The sequence below is a fragment of the Virgibacillus sp. 7505 genome, from assembly GCF_002272135.1.
In the GTDB taxonomy this organism is placed as follows: Bacteria; Bacillota; Bacilli; order Bacillales; family Amphibacillaceae; genus Terribacillus.
The window spans coordinates 40130-57670 of record NZ_NPBF01000005.1; the positions used below are offsets into that span (position 1 = coordinate 40130).

A 17541-nucleotide genomic window follows, 5' to 3' on the forward strand; every position below is an offset into this window, starting at 1 on the left:
GCTTCTAATTGAAATCGCTTACAAAGGAGGAGGAATACAATTGAAATCCACGACTAACCCTTATTTTGTTAAAGTACATGAACAAGACAATGTTGCAATCGCAGTTGCCGATGGTGGTCTTGCTGGCGGAACTTCCCTTGCAGATGACATCGTCACACAGGAGCACATTCCCCAAGGCCACAAGATTTCTTTGCAGCCCATCCAAACAGGCGAACCTGTTATCCGCTACGGTGAAGTGATCGGGCATGCCACAACAGATATTCCTACCGGCAGCTGGGTCCAAGAACGTCACTTGCTCATGCCCACCCCACCGCCGCTGGATGAACTCTCTCTTTCCCCTGCTCCTGCTGTGCACCTTCCTTCATTGGAAGGCTATACATTCGAAGGTTATCGGAATCCGGATGGATCAGTCGGCACCAAGAACATACTTGGCATTATAACAAGTGTCCAATGTGTCGTCGGTGTCATGGATCACGCAGTTAAGCGACTGAAACAGGATATTCTGCCGAACTATCCAAATGTGGATGATATTGTCGGTCTTCATCATGCGTATGGCTGTGGGGTTGCTATCCAGGCACCAGAAGCAATCATCCCGATTCGCACTGTACAGAACTTAGCCCGTCACCCGAACTTTGGCGGTGAGACACTAGTCATCGGTCTGGGCTGTGAGAAACTCATTCCATCACGAGTCAATCCTAGCGGAAACGATGAGGATATTATTATGCTGCAGGATCAGCAAGGCTTTCATGCAATGGTGGACAAAATCATAGAAAAGGCCGAAGCAAAGCTAACTATGCTGAATAAAAGAAAACGGGAAACTTGTCCTGTCTCTGACTTGGTTATTGGCACACAATGCGGCGGAAGTGATGCTTTCTCCGGCGTTACCGCAAACCCTGCCGTTGGTTATGCATCGGATTTGCTTGTCCGCGCCGGAGCAACAGTTATGTTTTCCGAAGTGACGGAGGTTCGGGATGCAATCCATTTACTTACACCTCGAGCCGCCAGCAAGGAAGTTGCCGAAAAACTAGTTCACGAAATGGATTGGTATGACCGTTATTTAGCTTCTGGTCAGGCAGATCGGAGCGCCAATCCGTCACCCGGGAATAAAAAAGGCGGTTTATCCAATGTCGTAGAAAAAGCTTTAGGCTCTGTCGCCAAGTCTGGACAAAGCACAATTGCAGATGTCCTCGCACCTGGAGAACGTGCTGAAACGAAGGGTTTATTATTTGCTGCCACTCCAGCCAGCGACTTTGTCTGCGGTACGCTCCAGCTCGCTTCCGGCATCCACCTGCAGCTCTTCACAACTGGCCGCGGCACACCATACAGTCTGGCGATGGCCCCTGTCGTAAAGATATCAACACGCACCGCCCTTCACCAGCAATGGAAGGATTTAATTGATATCAATGCTGGTACAATTGCTACTGGAGAAGCAACATTAGAAGAAGTTGGCTGGGAGATTTTCCACTTTATACTGGATGTAGCAAGCGGAAGAAAACAGACCTGGGCAGATCATTGGGGAACCCATAATGATCTAGCTCTATTCAACCCTGCTCCAGTTACGTGAAAGAGAAAAACCCCGATGCATTGAGACTAGAGCATCGGGGTTTTTCTTTTATCCTATGAAAAAGCGCAAACCAGCCATGAGCACAACACCAATTACTACCGTAAATAATAGACTCTTGGTCCAAAGTGCGAAAAGAATGGTAGGAATCATGATTGCGATGACCTGCCAGTCGAAGGAAAGTGGTCCGTTTTCCCCTAGAACATTCGAGACAACAAGTGCAGTCAGTATACATATAGGGATGTAAGACAGCCACCTCAAGGCAAGCACTGGCAGTTTTAGATTTCTGATGATCAAAAAAGGCAATACACGCGGTACTATCGTCACTGCCGCACAAGCAGCAATCAGCAGCAGCATGGAAAAAGATACGTTCATTTCTCCGTCACCACCCCTATCGTTGCGCCAAGAATGGTAGCCAGCAGTACAGCCATATGGGAACTGACAAAAAATGAGAAACCTATCATCAGTATGACGATACACAATATTAACCGAATGTAGTGCTTTAATTTCGTCGATTCAATTGCATCCAGCTGCAGAACAAGCAGTGCAATGAACATACTGGTCAATGCGAAATCCAGACCAAATGCCTCTGGATCTGCTATCCAATTACCAAACAATGCACCGAAAGCACAAGAAATAATCCAGCATATATAAGCTGTCACGTTCAACCCATTCATCCAGCTTGCCGTCATTTTCCGCCTCTGTTGCACCTTGCTGGAAGCCACCCCAAAAGTCTCATCTGTCAGCAGCACGCCAAATCCGATGTTCCGCCAAACAGAATACTGCGTAAAATGCGGTGCCAGTGTCGCGCTCACAAGAAAATGGCGTAAATTCACAATAAAGGTCGTTAAAATAACTGCGGCAGCCGGGCTTCCATCAAGCACTAAGGCAGCAAATATAAATTGAGCCGACCCAGCATATACAAGTACTGCCAGTAACACTACCTCCAGCGCACTGAGTCCTGCTGCAATACCTACTACTCCAGCAGCAATACCTATGCTGATATATCCAAGCAGTGTAGGGATACAATCTCTTACCCCCTGCCTGAAAGTAATATCATTATTCTCCTCCGCACCAATAGATGCTTGTACATCGGCCATTCTGCTCTCACCTTCAAACTTCTCTAGTATTGGTTGTCAGTATATCAAAGGGAGGTACTTAATGGGAATAACACAAAGCCTCTTAAAAACTTCCTAAAAAGAGTTTTAGCATTATATCCTTTCTCTGTATAGATTACGATGAATCTAGTCAAGATTATATATTCCCATAGTCTTTCTCTATGCGCTATTAATAACAAAGTATATTATCAGTCAGAACTAACTTTTTTTAGGAAGATATATATATAACTATAATATGTTTTCCAACCGCAGAATCTAGGTATAAATACTTAGTTTCAAAAAGAATAGGAGAAGATTACAATAATAATTAACCAGCAATCTACGACACAAGTCCTGGATGACAATGCCGTTTTAACCGCAGCGGAGAAATCTTTAGCTATGATAGAGTTCACGCCGTTCGGCAAAGTATTGTGGGCTAACGAGAACTTCGCTGCAACCATAGGCTATCCAAAGACAGAGCTGCCAGGTAAGCACCACCGGCAATTCTGTGCTCCGGATTTTGCCCATAGCACAGATTATAACCAGTTCTGGAGCCGTCTGCGCAGCGGTCATTCTTTCCAGGATAAGATCATGCGAATTGCAAGGAATGGTGATGTAATCTGGCTGGAAGCTACATACATGCCTGTTCATGATGAGAATGGCGGAGTGCAAGCTGTCCTGAAAGTGGCAACTGACATTACAGCACGAGAAATTGGAACTAAGACCATTACATCCGACCTGCAGCAAATGGCAAATCATCTTCGTGCCCGCACGGGTTCCGGTATCGAAAAAAACAACGGCGCTGCAGATTCGATCGATTCCATCGTTGCTGCCACGACCGCTAATATCGATGCGGCGGAAGCCTTAAGTAAACAAGCAGGCTCTATTCAATCACTTGTCAAATCTATCAGAGACATTGCAAACCAGACGAATCTACTAGCATTGAATGCTGCCATTCAAGCAGCTCACGCAGGCGAACATGGCAGAGGGTTCAATGTTGTTGCAGATGAGGTACGGAAACTGGCATCACAAGCAGCAGAAGCAGCAAAACAGGCTCAAGATAATATCGGGAAGATGACTGGGCATATTCATCAGATTGAATCTGTCTCACATCAGGCTCAGCAACGGAGTATGGATGGTAAATTGCGAGTTCAGGAGGTTATAGAAGAACTTTATACCCTTGAGCAAGCAGCCCAGAATCTGGATAAACAAGCAAACGAGCTCAGCCTTCTTATTTAAAGAACCGCATTATTGTGGGCTTTTTCACCTGCCCAAAAATAGACTAGTATAATACTCACATGTATTATTTGTCGAAACTAAAACATCTGATTACCAAGAGGGCGAATGGTTAATTGACATAAATCAGCAAAGCTAGTACGCTTAAATCCCGTTAAGGAATGAAGTTTGGGGAGTAATTCAGTATGTACAAATTTGAGATTGATGACAAACAGAAAGTGCTCCATATTACGGCAGAAGGGTTCTTTAAAAATAATGAATCCGCGGCCTTCATGGAGACACTTTATGAAACATTCGGATCTATCCAAGCAACCGAATACGACTTAATTGTCGACCTTATTCATTTGAATGTGATAAAGCAGAATCTGGTTTATCGAATTGCTGATGCTTTTAAGTTATATGACGAGCTCGGTTTCCGTAATATTGTCATCATCAATCCAATTTCCATTTTAGCGAAAGTACAGCTTTTTAATATCGCAAGAAGTGTGCATTTTACCGGCACCTTCGTAGATTCACTGGAGGAATGGCGGACGCGTTAACACGCCGCCATCCCGTCCGGAGTTTTCTTTTTTGCCATATGGACAAGCAGACCTATCAGAGTGAGCACGATAAGTGAGGTCAATGCAATTCTGCTAGCCAAATCTCCGTATCCCCTTAAAACCAGCGTAATACTACCATAAATCATCGGCCCGATGATCGAAGATACCTTTCCCGAAAAGGCGAACAAGCCAAAGAACTGCCCTTGTTTATCAACTGGAGATAAATCTACAATTAAAATCCTCGATGTAACCCAAATTGATCCCAATGCAATCCCGAAAAGACTGCCTGCTACCCAAAACATCCATTGCGCTGTTGCCAATACTCCTATCGTCAAAGCAATTACCATGATTAAAGCCACAAATGAGAATGATCGATGGGCACCTACCCTGCCAGCTATCTGTCCAAAACAAAAGGAACCTATGATAGCCGTAACGGTGGATACGAGATAGAGAATGATGAACTGTCCTGAACTGAACCCAACAACCGTGACAGCATATACGCTCATGACAGCAATAGTTGTCGCTATCGCATCATTAACAAAGAAATAAGCTACCATGAACCTAAAAATGGATTGATGCTTACGTATTTCCTTGAAGGTGGCGAAAATTTCTTTATAACCAGTTAATAGACTGACACTATCCTGTTTCTGTACCGACTTCTTTTCTTTGAGGAAGAATACAATCGGAAGTGTGAACACTAAATACAGACCTGCCGTAGCAAGAAATACATATTCGTATCCTTCATCCAGCCAAAAATAAACAAGTAAGCCTACAAGCGTGCCCATATAACCAACAGCTACACCGAACCCTGATAATGTCGATAGACGATTCCTCGGTACCAAATCACTGATTTTCGCATCATAAAATATAAGGCTGCTGTTATAGAAGAACTTGGCCAGTACAAATACAAGAACAGTTGCTACAAACGGTACTGGCATTCCCCATAACACTTTTTCCGAATCCCATCCTGCAAATAGACCCATTAAAACTGTACACAGAATCGAGACCGCAGCGAACCGGATGATATAACGCTGTTTATAACCAGTCTTGTCTATCCACACCCCAAATAATGGGGAGAAGATGACAAGAAAGAAGCTGGCCAGCGCATTCGCATAGGCAATTAGCGTATTGCCTAGCTGTTCCAGTTCTGCGGTACTGCCAATTGCATCGGTTACATAAAATGGAAAGAAGACGGTTGTAATATTTGATGAAAAAATCGTATTGGCAAAGTCATATAAAGCCCACGACAAAATAGGCAGAGACAGCAAAAAACCAAAGCCCCGGTTTTGATCGGATGTCCGCCTTAAACGTTTACTTTCCATAGGAAACCTCCTTTTTCTTCCACTATACCTCATGCTTGTTTACCCGCATGTCTATTTACAAAAAAATTACAGTTTGCCGAAAAGTTCCTGCTTCCAATGCGACTGCGATTGATTAATGTTATTTAAAAGCTGGTGGATATGGGTGATTCGCTTTCGCTTTCGTTTTCGTTTAAAAGAGAAAGGATAAAGCTTCTAAGAACTAATTGCCATGCTGCCTGTCAGTTGTCCTGTTAATTCGATTGGTACGGTTAGGCATTAAACACGGCATACAAAAAGACACGGAAACAATCGTAATTGTTTCCGTGTCTTTCACTGAGAGACGTTCTCCTTCAGCTTCTTCATTTCTTCTACCCACGCCATTACTTCAGCACGGATCTCTTCTTGCCGTTCATTTACCTGGTCAATCTTTTCTGCTTCCAGTTTGCTCAACTCTTGTTTCGCTGTATCAAAGCGTTCCTGGATAAGCTGCGATACAGCAGCGCTCATTTCCTCTGTGATGACTCCGTCGTTTGCAAGTCTTGTAAGTGCTGCTTCGTACCGCACCTCTTCATTATCCATTATATTTGCTATATTAGCGAGTACCTGCCGCTGGCGATCATATTCATCGCCTACTTCCCATCCATTCGGAGGTATATTGACAGGCGCCCATGCCAAGTCCAAGTTGGATGGCAGCCATTCATATTCAATGGTAGTTTGCAGATCTGCTGCACTATTAGCAGCGTAATATTCACCTCTGCCCGCCTCAGCTACATCAGCAAGTTGATTTTCCGATTCCTCATCGACATCGAACCCAATAACATTAATAATGCCCGTCTTATACGATGCTGCTTGTTCGGCTGCTTTAACCGGATCACCGCCGCAAGTCTCTTTACCATCGCTGACAATATAGATTGCGGTTGCACCATCCATTGAACTGCTTTTATCAGCTGCTTCTTCAATTGCTCCTGCCAGCGGCGTCCAGCCTCTGGCCTCGATTTGATCTGTTGCTTCACTAAATTTCTGGTTGTCATAAGCACTTGAGGCATATACCTCTTCAATACCCGAACAAGACTCATCCATATCTGCATCTGATTCAGATCCTTCATGCCCATAGACAATCAGGGAAAAATTACTTGAATTGCCCAGTGTTTTAGCGAAACTCTTCACAGCATCTTTGGCAACTTTCATCTTTTGCTCCCCGTCTACTTCCAGAAGCATACTGGAGCTGGCATCCAGCAAAATAATGGCGTTTTCAGCTTCAGATGATGCACCAGCATCTCCTGAAGCTTTCGGCTGCGGCAGATACGGATCATCGAAAGAAGGCTCCAGATCTTCTGCCTCCTGAATCGTTTCCCCATAATACGGACTCCCCAGAACAGCTATTAAAGCCTTATGCAGTGTTTCAGGGTCATCATCCGCCTCGATTGTTTCCTTTAAGGATGGAACTGCTGCATCAACAAAGTCAGTAACAGATACATTTTCCTCATTTTTTGCTGTATCAGCTTCTATTGGAATTTCAGAAGTCTCTTTTCCGCCCTGTTGTTCTTTAAGCTTTGACAGCGACCCTTCCGTGCTGACTTCCTGTATCGCGTTTACATCCAATTTACCGACTGCTTCTTCAGTCGCCTCTTTAGCAGCAGATTCTTCAACTGGAGCACTATTCGAACTGCATGCTGCCAATAGCATAAGCGAAACCAAAAGCAAAAAAACGGAAGTGCTTTTCATCCGAACTTCACTCCTCTCCTCTATTGCTATCAGTACGATTCATCACCAGCTAAGTTTCAAGTTTAGTGAAACAGAACCCCACTACTCCGTCACTTGTTCCACGATGGAATGCCCTGTCGAATCATCATCGTACATCCATTGCCACTGTTCATGCAGACGTATCCTGCCATCTGCCAAGATTTCTGGTATGGAGACACAATGCCCGCTCCTAAGCTCATATTGATTATTAATATGATGGTAACGGAAACGAAGCTTACCATCTGGTTCCACCAGGCCGATCAGCCTTCCCTCCAGTATTGATCCGCCCGCATAATCCGCAGTAAGAATCTGACCTTCTTGCCGATAATGAAAGGTAGTTTCACTGGATGTTTCTCCGTTATCTGTGTTCGTGACAGCGCGGAAAGTCAGGTTATGATAATTCATCCTGTCCCTCCACTTTAAGCCGTTTCCTTGCCTGTTCAGCGCGCAACCTTGCTTCTTCCACTGTTTCAGCAACGGATAATGCTACTGCAACTCTGCGGCCTACTGTCGTCACTGGTTTACGGAAGACACGGATCTGCGTCTGGGGCTCCTGCAGCGCTTCTCTTAAACCCGAAATACGATAAGATTCCAATGCTGTATCTGCTTTTAACGGACTAGTTGCACCAGGCTGCACAAGCTTGATCTCTGTAATCGGCAAGCCTAATATTGACCGTACGTGCAAGGCAAACTGAGACAGTTGCTGTGTCACCATTGTCACCATGCCTGTGTCATGCGGACGTGGTGAAACTTCACTGAAGTAGACTTGATCTCCAGCAAGGAAAAGTTCTACTCCAAACAAGCCGTATCCGCCTAATCCTGTTGTGATACGCTCGGCTATCTCCTGTGCTTCTTCCAGCTGATAATCTGTCAGCTGATGCGGCTGCCAGGAAGCGATATAGTCACCATTTTCCTGTTCGTGCCCAATTGGCTCGCAGAAGAAAGTGCCGTTTACCGCCCGGACTGTCAGCAGGGTGATTTCCGCGTCAAAACGAATGAATTCCTCTACAATGACACGTGGTTTCTGTACCCTTCCGCCTTCCATGGCAATTTGCCAGCTTCGTTCGATGTCCTCTGTATTTCGGCAGACACATTGTCCTTTGCCAGAAGAACTCATCAACGGCTTGATAACACATGGAAACCCGATCTCTTCTACCGCTTCCTGAAATGCTTCATATGTATCCGCAAAACGATAGCCTGCTGTCGGAAGATCCAATGTTTCTGCAGCAAATCTGCGGATGCCTTCACGATCCATCGTCAGCTGTGCAGCTTTTGCAGTAGGTACGACATGATAACCTTCCTTCTCCAGCTCAATCAATTCGTCTGTAGCGATTGCTTCGATCTCTGGAACTATAAAATCTGGTTTCTCCCAATCTACGATCTGTCTGAGCTTTTCTGGATCAAGCATATCGATGACATAGCTGCGGTCGGCAACTGCCATTGCCGGAGCCCCATCGTATCTATCGACTGCTATCGTCTCTACACCGAGTCGCTGTGCTTCGATGACAACCTCTTTTCCAAGTTCTCCAGATCCGAGCAGCAGCAGTTTTTTCGTTTGATACATACTATCGCCTCCTGAGTTGCAATTAGTAAAAAGTTTTGCGCCATGATTCGACTTTATCTGATAAACTTATGTTACCATGCCTGTCCAATTCAGGTAATCCTTACTTTTGCCGCAGGAGGAAAAACGTTGCTTCCGTTCATTGATATACCGGGTGTCCATTTTCTTTATACAATTACCAGCGTATTGCTCATAAGCGTACTCACCAGGCTTGTATTATATGTGAGCCAGCAAATGATGCGGACTGCAGTCAGTACCTGGAAAGTAATTCTATTATCATTAGGAACTGGCTTGAGTGCTGTACTGGCTACATATTCTTTTACCCTATCAATTGATGCGGATCCTGCACCGCAAGCAACATGGCTTTTTTTCGCAATCAATTTTTGTGTAAGTTCCATTAGCGGTGCTCTTATTCTGCTTGTCGTTCGCAGTCCTATTGGAAATACCAAACATGATTTGCTTATCAGCCTTTTATTGGCCGCTTTGATATATCTTTTGCACATGATGACACCGTTTTTCTTATATCCGGATTTGCGTGATGTCCACCTTGTAGAAGTACTTACTGCCATAGTTATGACACAATCGACGATATTCAGCTTATTCCGTTTCGTCAATATGTACACAAATGGAGAACAAATGAAGTGGAGCAAGCTGCTGCTGTCACTCGGAAGCCTGATGTCAGGAATTGCCATTGTCGGTTTAGGTTATTGCATCTTTGCAGCTTTCACTTCTTATCATTCAGCAGCGTCCCATAGCTTTCACTTTTTAATTCCAACAGTTATCGTTTTGACTTCCAATACAGTCTTGACTGTCATTCCGCTGCTTTATAGAAACAGAGCACTGCTGATGACACATCAGCTCTATCAATCACTGTTCAATGACAATCCTAATGCTGTATTGGCAGTCAAGAGTGATGGTTCGATTCAGCATGCCAATAAAGAAAGCAAGTTTTTGACTGGTTATGATGAGGAAACTATCACAAAGATGGATGCAGCGGCTCTGTTCCTCGATAAGGAAATATTCCGTGATTACCTAAGTATTATTGAAAATGGCAGGTCACATCAATGGGACACTAAAATAATCAACCGTTCCGGCGTTCAAAAAGATGTACACATAACTGGCATACCCACTATTGTGAAGCATCATATCGTTGGTTACTTTCTCGTCATCAAAGACATCTCACATATGATTGAAACAGCCAAACAAGTTGAATTCCTTGCCTATCATGACGATCTGACCAAACTGCCCAATCGCCGCCTTATGCAGCAGCAAATGCAGGACTATGCAGACAAGGGCATTACTTTCAGTATTCTGTTGATTGATTACGATTTGTTCAAACGCATCAATGATATTTTCGGACATTCCTTTGGGGATAAGGTATTAATTGAAACAGCAAGTCGACTGGAAAAAATCCTGGATGGCAAAGGCACCGTCAATCGGGTCGGCGGAGATGAGTTCCTGCTTATCGTTCCTGGAAAGCCCTCCAATCAACTGGCTCAAGTCATTGTCGAGCAGTTCCGGCAGCCGATGCGGCTTCAGGATTATGAACTCGTATTGCAGGCAAGTATCGGTATTGCTTCCTTCCCGGAACATGCGGAAGACATGGATAATCTCTATAAGTACGCTGATATAGCAATGTATCAAACGAAAGAAAACGGCGGAAATAATTACACTGTGTTTCAGCCGGAAATGGCAGAAAAACAGGTGCTTCGTTTCGAGATTGAGCATGAGCTGCAGGAAGCAATCGAAACACAGGCTTTTGATTTATACTTCCAGCCAAAATTCCACAGCTTCACACGTACCATAACCGGAGCGGAGGTGCTGCTCCGCTGGCATCACCCCGAGCGCGGCTTCATTCCTCCAAATGTGTTCATTCCGATTGCTGAGGAGAGCGGATTGATTGTCGCAATTGAACGCAGTGTTATTGAACGTGTAATGGCTTGCTTATCGAAGTGGCGGAAAGAAACATACGAATGCACTATCCCTTGCATTTCCATCAACGTATCTGTGATTACATTCCTGCAGGATGATTTCTCCAGTTTCTTCCGGGAGCGACTGAAGCATTATAATCTGACCGGGAACATGCTGGAGCTCGAAATCACAGAACGTGTTGTCATGCAGAACGAAACCAAAATAAATTCCACCCTCCAGAAACTGCGCGAAACAGGCGTTAAGATTAGTATCGATGATTTCGGTACAGGATATAGTTCCTTGAACTACCTGGACAAACTCCAGGTCGATATTTTAAAAATTGATCAAACGTTCATTCAACATATCGAGTATAATCAATCCATTGTTGCCACCATCCTGTCGCTGGCTGAAAACCTCAAGCTTCACACAATAGCCGAAGGGGTTGAAACGGAAGCACAGCTGCAAGCACTTCGCGGACTTGGCTGCACAGAGGTACAAGGTTATCTGTTTTCCAAGCCACTTCCCCAATCTGATTTTGAGTCAGGTTATATTTTGCAAATACCCGCGGATGCCTAGCATTCCGGGTATTTTTTGTATAGATCTTTTCCTGCTGCCGCATACTAACAGCATTACTTTGGGAGGATGTGGGAATATTGCGGAACTATGCTGACAAAAAAGCCATCTTGCTGTGCGCGGCAGCGATACTGGTCTTCGTCTCTCCCCTATTCCTGCTGGGAGATCACGCCCATATCCGGGTACATGATAATCTCGACTCCAATCTGGCTTGGTATAAAGTACTTGCTGAAAGCGGGCAAATGTTCGGCGGCGTCCATGCGGTAATTCCACAGATTATCGGGGGGCTGCCCCGGGATGCTGTCGGCACAGAATGGACACTCATCGTTTGGCTGCACGCTTGGTTTCCGACAATGACCGCTTACGCAATCAGTCAGCTGCTTACCCGACTGATTGCGTTTCTTGGTATGTATTTGCTGCTCCGTACCCATGTCATACGGAATGTCAAAGCGCATTGGATTACAGCTCTCGTTTCACTAGCATTCGCTCTCACACCGTTCTGGCCCTCCGGCATGCTTAGCACTATGGGGCACCCGTTAGCACTTTGGGCTTTCCTGTCTATCAGATCCAAAAAAGCAAATTGGATGCATTGGACCGCTATTACCTTATTACCGCTATATGCTAGTTTCGTTCTAGGATTTTTCTTCTTCCTCGCGCTTATGGGGATTGTATGGCTGGTCGACCTGCTTCGGTATCGCAGGCTGAATCTGCTATTCTTGGCAAGCATCATCTGGATGACAGCTATTTTCCTGGCAACGGATTACCGGCTCGTCTATACAATGATTGCCGGTTCCGAAGCGATGCATCGTGTTGATTTCGTGTCTTCGAGACAGGATTTTGCTCAAACACTCCGTTTGTTCTGGAAAAACTTTACGCTGGGACATAATCACGTTATGACACTACACACCTTTGTGATCCTGCCTGTACTGACGATTGCTTTGCTGCTGGTCCTCTTCAGTCGAGGTCGGACAAGGCCGATGTACATTTATCTCGGCCTCACCGGTTTGAATCTGCTGTTATCTTTTTGGTACGCCCTTTGGTTCAATAAGATTTGGAGAATACCAAAAGAACATGTCGATATACTTTCTGCATTTAATTTTGCCCGTTTCCATTTCCTTCGTCCGCTCGTAATTTATGTTAGTTTCGGGTTGGCATGCTACCTGCTATGGCGGCTTGGAAAGCGCAGCATACGCGTTTTTGTGTACGTGTGCCTCTGTCTCCAGCTTGTCGTATTGGCACTATCCAACGAAGAGATCGTTTATGGCCTATATAAGCAAACACCTTCTGTCGAGGCCTTCTATGCTGTCGATCAATTCCGGGAAATCCGCGACTATATCGGCAAGTCTCAAGACACATATAAGGTGGCAAGCATCGGTTTGCATCCTGCTATTGCCCAATACAACGGTTTCTACACTGTCGATACATACAACAATATTATCCCTTTGACCTACAAGCATCAGTTCCGTGAAGTCATTGCAGGAGAGCTGGAAAAAAGTAAGAACCTGACACGTTACTTCGATGAATGGGGCAGCCGGCTGTATATTTTTTCGGCAGAGCTAGGAAAGCATTATGACTTTCGGAAAGATTCCGACCGCAGCATCCAGAATCTTGATTTGAATGCAGAGGCTTTACGAGATCTTGGCGGTGCCTTCATTTTGTCTTCCGTTTGGATCGAGAATGCGGCCGAGAATGATTTACACTATGAACGAAGTTTCGATCATGCCGACTCTGCTTGGAAAGTCCATCTATACCGGGTACAACCATAAAGGAGGGAATCCATTGAATACATCTTTGCCTGTCCTTACATTAGTGATTCCTTGTTATAACGAAGAAGAAATCTTGACAGATACTTGCTCTAAGCTCACATCGACACTGGCTGCCTTGATGCAGGAGCAGCTTATATCACCAGCAAGCAGTATTTTATTCGTGGATGATGGCAGCAAGGACCATACATGGCAGCTGATCAAAATAGAGCATCTAGCCAATCGGTTCGTCACGGGAATAAAGCTCGCAGCTAATGCAGGACATCAGCGAGCGCTTCTCGCTGGGATGCTCCATGCAAAGGATTATTCCGATTGTGTCATTACGCTGGACGCTGATCTCCAGGACGACATCTCTGTCATCCGTACATTCGTACTGCGTTATCTCGAAGGCTACGAGATTGTGTATGGCGTGCGCAATGACCGCACATCAGATACCGGTTTCAAGCGTAATACTGCTGCACTCTTCTATCGGACAATGGAGATGCTGGGTATCAGACTCATTTCCAACCATGCCGACTATAGGCTTTTGAACAACCGGGCTCTTTCGGAGTTGATGCGTTATGGTGAATCAAAATTATTCCTCCGTGGTATCATCCCGCAAATCGGTTTCAAGTCCGATATTGTGACTTATGAGCGAAAACCGCGGCTGGCCGGGGAAACGAAGTACCCACTAAAGAAGATGCTTAGTTTCGCTTTTGAAGGTATCACCTCATTCAGCGTTGCTCCTATCCGTCTTATAGCATTGGTTGGCTTTTGTCTGTTTCTTATCAGCTTGCTCGCAGCTTGCTATGCAGCTGTCCAGAAAGTATTTGGTGACCCCGATGCCGGCTGGACTTCCTTGATCATTTCTATCTGGCTTCTCGGAGGTTTGCAGCTCATGGCAATCGGTATTATCGGTGAATATATTGGTACGATTTTTGCAGAAGTAAAAAAGCGGCCTTTATATACAATTGATAGTATTTTGAAGCAAATGCATCCGCAAGACAGTACGCATTTTACAAAAACTTAACAAATATTTTGCATTGCTGCAGTTTTTCTGTTAGAATGTCTTACAAACAGGATACCCCCAAAATATTTCTGTTTTGTTTGCTGCTGTGTGCTCAGTAGCAATAAAAAAGCCACTCATTTGAGTGGCTTTTTTGCTTTTATCAATCCCCGCTTAGTCTTGTCTTACGGGAAGTCTCCGTTTGCTTTTCAACATAATTATGATACTTCCGATGCCAAGTTTTGATAGATACGATATAAAGAACAACGTTTGCCGCAATGAGTATGGCGATAACCGGCCAGAACCAATTCGAAACCGCAGCTTCCTCGTATGCCAGTCCAATTGGAGAGAAAATGACATAGAAAATGACAATCGAGAAAATCAACGTAATGGAAACAGGAATGGCGTGTTTCCAAGGAACAAGATGATCTTCCCCATTCTCCGCATAAAAGACCGGTTTGATCACTTTCAATGGTTTTATTTTTGCCATGATGAGCATGAATACTACCTCGATAGCTAACAAGATTCCGTAGATATGAATGTAGTTGATACCAGGATCCCAATCGAATATTTGCCGGAAGCCCCATACCATCATGTAGTAAGCAACAACGTGGAATATGATGACCACTTTTGCGGCTGAAGCTGGTACGCGTTTAAAGATCATCCCCATCAATACGATAACAAGGATAGGGATATTAAAGAATCCAGTGAACTGTCTGATTAGGTTCCATAAGCCATCCGGTGCGTACATAAGAAATGGTGCTACAAAGAAGGAAACGAGCGCAATGATAATACCAAGGATCTTGCTGACCTTGATCAATTTTTCATCAGAAGCATCTGGTTCGAATACTGGCTGGTAGATATCAAGCACCAACAAGGTAGCGACACTATTCAAGATAGAGTTGAAGCTGCTCAGCACGGCACCGAATAATACGGCAAGGAAAAATCCGAGCATCCACACTGGCAATACATCACTGACAAGCGTCGGGTAGCTCAAGTCTCCATTTTGAATGGAGTCACCATACAAATGATACGCGATGACACCAGGAATAAGCATGAAAATCGGGACTAGCAGCTTTAGGTATCCAGTATACAGAACGCCTTTTTGTCCTTCTGCCAGGTTCTTTGCCCCTAAAGCACGCTGGATGACATACTGGTTTAATGCCCAATAAAATAGGTTAGCAAAAAGGATTCCCGTAAAAATGGAGAAGAACGGAACATTATCCGTACTGCTGCCTATAGCATTTAGCTTTTCAGGGCTGTTTTGGACGATGTGCTTCATCCCATCTACCATATTTCCGTTACCTAGCAGAATGAAGCCAAGTATCGGGACGAGAAATCCGATGATGACCAAACCGATACCGTTCAGCGTATCGGAAACTGCCACAGCCCTTAAGCCTCCGAAAATGGCATAAACTGCACCAACGATACCGACGAACCAGACTGTCAGCCATAATGCCTGTGTATATGTAATATCGAGAAGTTCCGGTAAATCGAATAATTGGAGGACGGATACACCGCCGGAATAAAGCATGGAAGGAATTGTTACACACATGTAACCGAGCAGGAACAAAATGACGGTCAATCGCCGCACAGTTTCATCGTACCGTTTGCTTAAAAATTCCGGTATGGTGGAAATACCAATTCCAAGAAACTTAGGCAGCAGGAAGATTGCCATGATGATAGCAGCAAGTCCAGCTGTCACTTCCCAAGCCATACCTGACATATTATTTGTGAAACTCTGTCCGTTTAATCCAATCAGCTGCTCAGCCGATAGATTTGTCAGCAGCAGGGAACCAGCTATGAACACCCCGGTCAATCCACGCCCAGCCAGGAAGTATTCATCCGCCGTGCTGACATGTCCTTTCGTCATATAGTAGGATACCACTGCGACCAGCGCCATGAAAAAGGCACAAGAAAGCAAGATAAAAATAATTTCTCCGATACTGAACATGTGATCACCCTTTATGTAAGATAGCGTTCGTTTTGTCAGGCCTCTTTTAAGTAACCGTTATCATGCCTTGGGAAACCTATTTCAAAGAAATATTATTCTTTTTCTGTCCTCACATAGACCAGCTCATATTGATTTTCCTCTTGGAGTGCAACCCATGCTAGTTCAAGCTGAAAAGACTCACCAAGCTTTTGCTTTGCGTGCTCGTCAAACACCAGCTTGTTTTCAGCGGTAATTGCAGCCGGTAAGCTGTCTATTATGCATTCCCTGATCAGCCCGGTATATATTCCAACATGTATGCTGGCCTCTACTCCTTCTACACGAATACCTGATTTGGTATAAGTAAAAAGGAACACATATGCCGGTTCAAGCTCGTCCTCGATTGCAGCATCCGGGGCTAGCTGTTCTCCCGTATGCTTCCATTCCTCAAGTGACTGATCGGTTACAGCAGCAAGAAATTGAACTGCTTGCTGCCTGAGCTCTTCTTCTGTATATCTTCTATCCTTATTCCACGGCGTAGCTCCAGAATAGAAAAGTACATCCTCATTCTTTCGGACAGCCACTTGATCCGGAATTTCATCGATAGGATGATTATCAACAAGTTCTTTTTCCGCCCAAAGCTGTATACCATCTTCGTCATAGTAATTAACAAAGTCATCGGTTATCCCCATTAAGCTTTCCCAATCCATATGATCGGCTGTTTCCTCGATATCTGCGAGCACAGTCGGGAGCTCGGTAAATAATACAGTACCGTCTGCATGAACACCAATAACTTGATCTGAGAGCTTATACACTGGATTTTCACCTTCAACAGCAATCACAACAGGTGTTTCAGCGAGTAGTTTTTGTTTTGCCTCCGTTGCATCTAACAACTTATTACTATCCTTGAGCGTATATGTATTCCGATATAGTTGCACTGCCGTAACAAAGCCCGAATCATGGACTTCAACTGTCAACCCTGCACTTGGTATCGGCAGATGGTGAATGGAATCTGTTTCAGCTAGACGGATTACCGTACTCTGTGAAGAAAAGTTTTTCTGTATCACTTCTGCTGCTTCCGGATAAAAAACTGCAGCAAACTGCTGTGCGATTACACGAGCATCGGTTTCTCCTTTATCCGGCAGCATCATCTCCAAGTCGAACCCAATAAGATCCCCTTTTTCATCTATATCCACAATGCCACATGGCTCTCCTTCTGCTGTGAGAAGACGCAGCACACTGCCTTGTGCTGTAACCTGCACTTCTTCAGGAAGAAATTGCTTAAGACTCTGTATTAATTGTTTCATCCGTGTACTCCTTTTATCATTTATTCCTATTATT

14 protein-coding genes are annotated in these 17541 nt (G+C 44.7%); 6 read left to right on the forward strand and 8 right to left on the reverse strand.

Annotated features, from left to right (window positions below):
- Positions 1-34: 34 nt before the first annotated feature.
- The gene (gene garD / locus CHH91_RS01580; protein WP_095221564.1) at positions 35-1564 is read left to right on the forward strand and encodes a galactarate dehydratase; all 1530 of its coding nucleotides are present in this window, start codon (positions 35-37) and stop codon (positions 1562-1564) included.
- Positions 1565-1612: 48 nt separating this feature from the next.
- Here garD and CHH91_RS01585 read toward each other — a convergent pair whose 3' ends face one another.
- Both CHH91_RS01585 and CHH91_RS01590 read right to left on the reverse strand, forming a co-directional pair.
- On the reverse strand, positions 1613-1936 hold the full coding sequence (locus tag CHH91_RS01585) for an AzlD domain-containing protein (protein WP_095221312.1): 324 nt from the start codon (positions 1934-1936) through the stop codon (positions 1613-1615).
- Positions 1933-2661 carry an AzlC family ABC transporter permease gene (locus CHH91_RS01590; protein ID WP_095221314.1) on the reverse strand — a complete coding sequence of 243 codons (729 nt, stop codon included), beginning with the start codon at positions 2659-2661 and terminating at the stop codon, positions 1933-1935. The genes CHH91_RS01585 and CHH91_RS01590 overlap by 4 nt, the downstream gene beginning before the upstream one ends.
- 351 nt (positions 2662-3012) lie before the next feature.
- On the opposite strand from CHH91_RS01590, the gene CHH91_RS01595 reads away from it, so the two are divergent.
- Together CHH91_RS01595 and CHH91_RS01600 are read left to right on the forward strand one after the other, a co-directional pair.
- Positions 3013-3897, forward strand: a complete 885-nt coding sequence (locus CHH91_RS01595; protein WP_286160666.1) for a methyl-accepting chemotaxis protein — start codon at positions 3013-3015, stop codon at positions 3895-3897.
- Positions 3898-4079: 182 nt separating this feature from the next.
- On the forward strand, positions 4080-4433 hold the full coding sequence (locus CHH91_RS01600; RefSeq protein ID WP_095221317.1) for a hypothetical protein: 354 nt from the start codon (positions 4080-4082) through the stop codon (positions 4431-4433).
- Here CHH91_RS01600 and CHH91_RS01605 read toward each other — a convergent pair.
- The 4 genes from CHH91_RS01605 to purT form a co-directional block, all read right to left on the reverse strand.
- Entirely contained in the window at positions 4430-5755 is a 1326-nt protein-coding gene (locus CHH91_RS01605) for an MFS transporter (RefSeq protein ID WP_095221319.1), read from the reverse strand. The genes CHH91_RS01600 and CHH91_RS01605 overlap by 4 nt on opposite strands.
- A gap of 309 nt (positions 5756-6064) precedes the next feature.
- Positions 6065-7459, reverse strand: coding sequence for a vWA domain-containing protein (locus CHH91_RS01610; RefSeq protein ID WP_095221321.1), 1395 nt, complete (start codon positions 7457-7459; stop codon positions 6065-6067).
- 81 nt (positions 7460-7540) lie between these two features.
- On the reverse strand, positions 7541-7882 hold the full coding sequence (locus tag CHH91_RS01615; protein WP_095221323.1) for an avidin-fold protein: 342 nt from the start codon (positions 7880-7882) through the stop codon (positions 7541-7543).
- On the reverse strand, positions 7869-9041 hold the full coding sequence (gene purT / locus CHH91_RS01620; protein WP_095221325.1) for a phosphoribosylglycinamide formyltransferase 2: 1173 nt from the start codon (positions 9039-9041) through the stop codon (positions 7869-7871). Before purT ends, CHH91_RS01615 begins: the two co-directional genes overlap by 14 nt.
- 126 nt (positions 9042-9167) lie before the next feature.
- Between purT and CHH91_RS01625 the strand changes: the two genes are divergently transcribed.
- The 3 genes from CHH91_RS01625 (at position 9168) to CHH91_RS01635 (ending at position 14294) form a co-directional block, all read left to right on the forward strand.
- A complete protein-coding gene (locus CHH91_RS01625; protein ID WP_176465624.1) occupies positions 9168-11525 on the forward strand; it encodes a putative bifunctional diguanylate cyclase/phosphodiesterase in 2358 nt (785 codons plus the stop codon).
- A 68-nt stretch (positions 11526-11593) separates the two neighbouring features.
- A complete protein-coding gene (locus tag CHH91_RS01630) occupies positions 11594-13288 on the forward strand; it encodes a DUF6044 family protein (protein WP_483372377.1) in 1695 nt (564 codons plus the stop codon).
- A 13-nt stretch (positions 13289-13301) separates the two neighbouring features.
- Positions 13302-14294 carry a glycosyltransferase family 2 protein gene (locus CHH91_RS01635; RefSeq protein WP_286160660.1) on the forward strand — a complete coding sequence of 331 codons (993 nt, stop codon included), beginning with the start codon at positions 13302-13304 and terminating at the stop codon, positions 14292-14294.
- 139 nt (positions 14295-14433) lie between these two features.
- Here the strand turns inward: CHH91_RS01635 and CHH91_RS01640 are convergent, their stop codons facing one another.
- Both CHH91_RS01640 and CHH91_RS01645 read right to left on the reverse strand, forming a co-directional pair.
- Positions 14434-16224, reverse strand: coding sequence for a solute:sodium symporter family transporter (locus CHH91_RS01640; protein ID WP_095221333.1), 1791 nt, complete (start codon positions 16222-16224; stop codon positions 14434-14436).
- A 92-nt stretch (positions 16225-16316) separates the two neighbouring features.
- Complete coding sequence (locus CHH91_RS01645; protein WP_095221335.1) at positions 16317-17507, reverse strand: hypothetical protein; 1191 nt, start codon at positions 17505-17507, stop codon at positions 16317-16319.
- Between the last annotated feature and the right edge of the window lie 34 nt (positions 17508-17541).